At 68.1% G+C, this 6,586-nt stretch carries 4 protein-coding genes and 1 pseudogene; 3 read left to right on the top strand and 2 right to left on the bottom strand.

The genetic code is table 11. The features are described from left to right. The first annotated feature begins 83 nt into the window (after window positions 1-83). A complete protein-coding gene (locus BN972_RS10450; protein ID WP_036355992.1) occupies window positions 84-554 on the top strand; it encodes a hypothetical protein in 471 nt (156 codons plus the stop codon). Here BN972_RS10450 and BN972_RS10455 read toward each other — a convergent pair. Both BN972_RS10455 and BN972_RS10460 read right to left on the bottom strand, forming a co-directional pair. Continuing rightward, complete coding sequence (locus BN972_RS10455; protein ID WP_036355995.1) at window positions 535-975, bottom strand: DUF402 domain-containing protein; 441 nt, start codon at window positions 973-975, stop codon at window positions 535-537. The two genes, BN972_RS10450 and BN972_RS10455, sit on opposite strands and share 20 nt — an antisense overlap. A 75-nt stretch (window positions 976-1,050) precedes the next feature. Further along, window positions 1,051-3,633, bottom strand: a complete 2,583-nt coding sequence (locus tag BN972_RS10460) for an FHA domain-containing protein (RefSeq protein ID WP_080696762.1) — start codon at window positions 3,631-3,633, stop codon at window positions 1,051-1,053. Between the two features lie 252 nt (window positions 3,634-3,885). On the opposite strand from BN972_RS10460, the pseudogene BN972_RS30975 reads away from it, so the two are divergent. Both BN972_RS30975 and BN972_RS30980 read left to right on the top strand, forming a co-directional pair. Next, a pseudogene (locus BN972_RS30975) lies at window positions 3,886-5,980 on the top strand (serine/threonine-protein kinase). Window positions 5,981-6,179: 199 nt separating this feature from the next. Beyond that, window positions 6,180-6,586: PE family protein (locus tag BN972_RS30980; protein ID WP_051545352.1), on the top strand; the 407-nt coding region annotated here is incomplete at its 3' end.

The raw sequence follows: 6,586 nt of genomic DNA on the forward strand, positions 1-6,586 counted from the left end.
GATCGCGAAACTCCTGAGCAAAAGCGAGTAGTCATCCGACGCCGACCCTAGCAAGATTAGGTTGCCCTAAGAAGGAGTTCGCGATGCGCACCGTCCACGTCGAAACTATGCTGCCCACCAGCGCCGAACGCGTCTGGTCGGCAATGCTCTCGCCTGCCACGTTTCTCTACGTCTGCAAGGGCCTGTTCGGCTTCCCGGCGCTGGCCGGACGCACCGAGGCGTTGCGGCTCGGCGAGTCCGGCACCGGCTGGTTGTTTGCCTTCCATGTCATCCCGGCCTACCGGCACACCATCAACGTGGTCGAGGTCGACGAAGCCGCCGGAACCATCCGCACACAGGAGCATGGCGGGCCGCTCAAGACCTGGAACCACACCTTGCACGTTGAACCGATCGACTCGCAGTCCTGCCGCTACAGCGACACCGTCGATATCGACGCGGGAATCATGACCGGCGTGGTGGTCGCGGCGGCGAACGAGATCTACCGGTACCGGCAACACCGTTGGCGCAAGCTGGTGCGCCGGCACATGTCGCCGGCTACGCCTGCCGCCAGGTGAGCGCCATGCCGTGCGAATCGAGCCAGCGGGACAGGTCGTAGCGGTTGCGGGCCAGGCCGTCGATCGCCGTCACGGCGCGCAGCACCGCCAGTTCGGCTACATCGGGCGCCAACAGCCCCTGCCGTACGGCTGCGAAAAGCTCGTCGATGTCAGCTAATTCGGCGCCGCGGCCGCTGCGCACCTCGATGTCGAGGTAGTGGTCCTCTGAGCGCCAGACCGTCGGACCGGGGGTGTACTCGCCGATATCCAGGTAGTAATCGTGGTCGCGCTCGTGGCCTGGATTGAAATGAAACACCGTGGCGCGCAAACCCAGCGACGGCAGCAACCACGATTGGAGGTAGTGGAACTGAGCGCGCCCGGGCGTCGGCCGGGCCAGATAGAGGCCCCACGGCTGCAGGACGTACTCGTCGACCGCCCGCACGATTCCCTTGGGGTCCGTGTTGGTGCGGGCAGCGAGGTCGAATGTCTCGTGCTTGGGCGGATGGATGGTCTCACTCTAACGACGTAGCCGGATCCGCCACCGCACGAAGCAGGCGTAGAACAGCGACAATCCGGCCAGCATGCCCATGTCGGTCAGCCAGCTCTTCGACGTGTGCTCCCAGAACCGGTCCTGCGACACCAGTGAACCGGGCACCAGATGGCGCAGATCGACCGTCGAAGCCGCGGCCGCGTAGCCCCACCGCGCCGGCGTGGCGAAAGACAGCTGGTTGAGCCCGAGCCGGCCGGTAACCGGGACCATCCCGCCGCACAGCACGAGCTGCGCCATGACCGTCACCACGAACAGCGGCATGATCTGCTCGCTGGACCGCACCAGCGACGAGATGGCCAGCCCCAGAATGGCCGAGGCGACACAGGTCGCGGCCACGGTGGTGAACAGTTCCACCGAAGCCCCGAACGTCGAGTGGCCCATCAGGACCGCGCCCCGCGTCGGCGCGCTCTTGCCGACCACCACGATCGCGGTGATGATCGCCGACTGAACAACGGCGAAGCCGCAGAACACCACCGTCTTGGCCAGCAGATAGGCCGTCGTCGACAGTCCGACCGCCTGCTCGCGCTGGAAGATGGCCCGCTCGCCGACCAGGTCCCGGATCGTCAGCGCGGTCCCCATGAAAGCGGCGGCCGGCAGCAGCAGCGCCAGAATCTGCGCAGCTTCGTCGGGCGTGCCCGCGTTGGGCCCGGGGACCCGAAACCCGTTGCTGCCCGGCACTGTTAGCGACAGCGAACCCAGGATGAACGGCAGCAGGGCCAGGAATACGAAGTACGCCCGGTCGGCGACCACCAGGCGGACCTGTCGCCGGGCGATGGTCGAGATCTGCCGTCGCACACTGGTGTGCACCGGCTCACCGAGGTCCGCCGGCTCGGCGGCCCCGGCCGCGGGCTGCCGCAGGCTCTGCGCTTCGTTCTGGGCCAGGAAGCGACGATTGGCCTCGTCCGGGTCGGCACCCACCTGGCTGAAGATCTTGGCCCAGTTGGTGGTGCCCATTGCCTCGCCGATCTGGTCGGGCGGACCGCAGTACGCGGTCTTTCCGCCCGGCGCCACCAGCAGCAACTGGTCGCAGGTGTCCAGGTAGGACAGCATGTGCGTGACGACGATGACCACCCGCCCGGCATCGGCGAGCTGACGCAGCATCGTCATCACCTGGTGGTCGAGGGCGGGGTCCAGGCCCGACGTCGGTTCGTCCAGGATCAGCAACGATGGCCCGGTAAGCAGCTCCAGTGCTACCGAGGCCCGCTTGCGCTGCCCGCCGGACAACTTGTCCACCCGGGTTTCGGCGTGCTTGGTCAGGTCGAGTTCCTTGAGCACCTGGGTGACCACCCGCGCCCGGTCGGACTTGCTGGTGTCGGGGGGCAGCCGGAGTTCGGCGGCGTACCCCAACGCCTGGTTGACGGTGAGCTGGCGGTGCACCACGTCGTCCTGCGGGACGATGCCGATCCGGCTGCGCAGCGACGCGTACTCGGCGTGGATGTCGTGGCCCTCGAAGGTGACCGACCCTGAGCTCGGACGGGCGTAGCCGGCGATCAGCCGGGCCAGCGTGCTCTTGCCGGCGCCGGATCCGCCGATCACCGCGGTCAGTGTTCCCGGTCGGGCAACCAGGGAGATGCCGTCCAGCAGCCGTTTGCCGTTGTCGACGGTGTAATTGACGCTTCGTACTTCCAAACCGCCTGTCCGCGTTGCCGTTTCGTTGCGCGGAACCAGGGTGTCGTCGCGGAACTCCAGGTCGACATTGCCGATCGTGACGACGTCACCCTTGGACAGGATCGCCGATCCCACCCGGGTGCCGTTGACGAAGGTTCCGTTGATGCTGCGGTCCTGGATCTCAGTGCCCAACGGCGTATCCCGCAGTACGGCGTGCTGTCGTGAGGCCAGCACGTCGGAGACGACGATGTCGTTGTCGTTGGCCCGACCGATCGTCAGGGTGCCGGCCGATTTCGCGGAGGCGGACGCGCCGGCTACCCGGGGCGACAAAATCCGGACCATTCGGGTGGCCAGACTCGACACGTCGGCCGACTTGATGTCGATCTCGGTCATCTCGGCCCGTTCCGGCTGGATGTGGACCGAGGTGACTTCGTCGGCTGGCGGCAACGGCGGTACCGGTTGCCGCTGCGGGCGCCGCGGTGTCGGTCGGGGCGGCGCCGCATGCACCGGTCCGCGCGCGGGGCCGACCGGGGGGCGCGGAGGCGGCGGCGTGGTCGTCCATGCCAGGGTGGGCGGCCCGCTGTCGTGGGCGGTTCTGGGCTTGGCGACGGGCGGGCGGGTCGTCGATCCGCGGTGCTGCCCGATCTCGAAGGTCAGTCGCGGTCCGGCCGGATTCCCGACATTGATGCTTTGCCCGTCGTGAATGTCGACCACCGGCATCCGGTAGCCGTTGACGTAGGTGCCGTTCAGTGAGCCGTTGTCGATCGCCAGCCATCGGCCCTGGTCGAACCGCAGCACCAGGTGTGCCCGCGAGATGCGCGGATCCGGAATGCGCAGATCGGCGTGCAGGTCTCGTCCGATGATCACCTCGTAACCTGGAGCGAACGAAAGCTGGGTACCGTCGTGTCGGATGGTCAGCGCGGGTGGGGCTGGTCGACTCACCAGATCAGTATCCGTGGCGAATCTGAGTGTGCTCTGTGTGACGCAGCTGTGAATCCGCTATGTTTCGGTCCGGTCACTCACAGCTGCTACATAACCGGTATTTCCCCAGCGGCGGGCCAACTTCCGGCATGATTCGACGGTAGGGGAATGTCTGTACGGCCGAGCGGACAACTCTAGGTCCTCGGCATATCGCAATGTCGCCTAGCCCGAGCCCAGGCCGCGACAGCCAGCACGCATCAGAGGGGAACAGCTATGGACGACCAGAGCGGCGCCACCCGGCGCCTGCACGCCGGTCGACGGCTGCTGACCAACCCGCGTCAGGCGCGCGCCGCGCTGCGCGCAGGTTTCCAGGCCTTGCCGTCGGCGACCGTCGCGCACCTCCGCCGCCGCGCGGCACCGGCACCGAGCGCGCCCGCGAACCAGCTGCCGGCGCCGGAGCAGGAACCGGAAGTCGTCGCCGTCGTCGAGGAGGCGGGCGCTCGTGTCGCACTGTCCCGTGGCGCCGCCTTCGCCGGGTACACCATCCTTCGTCAGCTGGGCGCCGGCGGCATGGCCGAGGTGTATCTGGCCCTGCATCCCCGGCTGCCCCGCCGCGACGTGATCAAGGTTCTGGCCGAAGCGATTACGGCGGACGGCGAGTTCCGCGAGCGGTTCAACCGGGAGGCCGACCTGGCCGCCACGCTCTGGCACCCGCACATCGTGGGAGTGCACGACCGCGGTGAATACAACGGCAAGCTGTGGATCTCGATGGACTACGTCGAAGGCACCGACGCCTCCCGGCTTGTCAAGGAGCAGTATCCCGACGGCATGCCCGTCGATGAGGTGTGCGCCATCCTCAGCGCCGTCGCCGGCGCGCTCGATTACGCGCACGACCGCGGCCTGCTGCACCGCGACGTCAAGCCCGCCAACATCCTGCTCACCCATCCCGAGGACGACGAGCGGCGAATCCTGTTGGCTGATTTCGGTGTTGCCCGGCACCTGGGGGATATCAGCGGGATCACCCAGACGAACGTCGCGGTCGGCACAGTCGCCTATGCGGCCCCCGAGCAGCTGACGGGATCCAACATCGACGGTCGCGCCGACCAATACGCGTTGGCGGCCACCGCGTTTCACCTGTTAACCGGGGCGCCGCCGTTCCTGCACCCCAACTCGATCGCGGTGATCAGCCAGCACCTCAACGACGAGCCGCCCCGACTGAGCGAGCGCCGACCCGATCTGGCGTACCTCGACGAGGTGTTCATCCGGGCCCTGGCCAAGGACCCGGCCGACAGGTACGAGCGGTGCCGGGCCTTCGCCGCCGACTTCCGTGCCCGACTGCCCGACGGTTGCGACCAGGACGGTGAAACCGATTCTGCGGGCGGGCCTGGTAGACGCGGCGTCGCCCCGGTGCTGGGCCGCAGATTATCGGCCCGGACCCGGATGGCGGCCGCGCTCGTCTGTGCGGTGCTGATCGCGGTGGCCGCGACCTGGTCGATCCTGTACTCCTTCGAACCCGACCCCTCCAGCACGCCGCAGCCGAAGCCCGCGCTGGCAGCCCGGCCCGCGGCTCCGGAGGCGCCACCCCCTCCGGCCCCGGTCGCCGCTACCGGCATGCGTGTCCTGAACGGCACCTATCGGCTGGACTACGACCGGTCCAAGAAGACCAGCAACGGCCTGGGCATCCGGCATGACGGCTCCACTACCGACTGGTGGGCGTTCCACTCCGTGTGCACCACCAACGGGTGCGCGGCGACCGGGGTCCAGGTGGACACCACGAACCACCAGGTAGTCGCCACTGCCGGCGGCGGCCAGACCGACGCCCTGCGCTTCGTCGCGGGGTACTGGCAGGGCGCGCCACAGCAAGAACGGGTGGCCTGCCGTCAACTCAACGGACCGGCCGGAGCCACCCAGCAGGAAACCGTGGCCTGGTCGCTGGCGCCGCAGGCCGACGGCACGCTGCGCGGCGTGGAAACCGAGACCGTGCTCAGCAACGAGTGTGGGGCGCAGGGGGCGGTGCTGCGCGTGCCGGTGGTGGCCACCCGGGTGGGGGATCCGCCGCCGGGGCTCACGTGGGCCGGATCCAGCGCAGACGCTCGCGGCGCCCGCCTCGCCGTCCAGCAAGCCGGCGCCACCCGTGCTCGGCGGCGCGTGCAATGACGTCGACAAGCTGGCCTACGACCAGACCAGCAATGAGCAGGTGGTGTGCGAGGGCGGAACGTGGGGAAAGGCGCCGATCACCACTGGCGTCCACGCCGTCAGCAGTTCGTGCGACAGGCCGGACATCCCGGTTTTCGCCATGTCCGCGTCCAACGACGGCCACCTGATCGAATGCAACCCGGTGACCCGGGTTTGGGCCCGGCACAGCTGATTTCGGTTAGCCCGCACCGCGCGAAGGTGCGCGGATGGACAGCGACACGCCGCTGAGAGCGGCATTCTTCGCACGCTGGGCGTCAGCGCGGCGGTTGCCACGTTTCGCTCATGGCGAGTTTTGCCATTCGCCCACGTTGCTGACGCGTGCGTTGATAAGTTGCGTCGCCGAAGGGGGTCATTGGCCTGAGGAGGCTCGGATGTCGTTCGTGGTCGCTACGCCCGCGTTGGTTTCGGCCGCAGCCGCACAATTGGCCGGGATCGGCTCGTCCCTGAATGCGGTCAATGTCAACGCCGTCACCACCACCACAAACCTGGTTACCGCCGCAGCCGATGAGGTATCGACGGCAATCACCGCGCTGTTCAACGCGCATGGCCAGCAATACCAGGCACTCAGCGCGCAGGTATCCGCGTTCCACGAGCAATTCGTGGAGACCCTGAACGCGGGCGCCGGCGCGTACGTCACCGCCGAAGCCACCAACGTCCAACAGAGTTTGCTCGACGCGATCAACGCGCCCGCGCAGTCGCTGACCGGGCGTCCGCTGATCGGCGACGGCGCCAACGGCGCGCCAGGCCAGCGCGGTGGCGACGGCGGCTGGCTGTACGG

This window comes from Mycobacterium asiaticum DSM 44297 (genome assembly GCF_000613245.1).
Classification (GTDB): Bacteria; Actinomycetota; Actinomycetes; order Mycobacteriales; family Mycobacteriaceae; genus Mycobacterium; species Mycobacterium asiaticum.

What these genes read in the sequence shown, in the direction of transcription:
- BN972_RS10450 (WP_036355992.1), top strand. Translation starts at nt 84, where the DNA reads ATGCGCACCGTCCACGTCGAAACTATGCTGCCCACCAGCGCCGAACGC.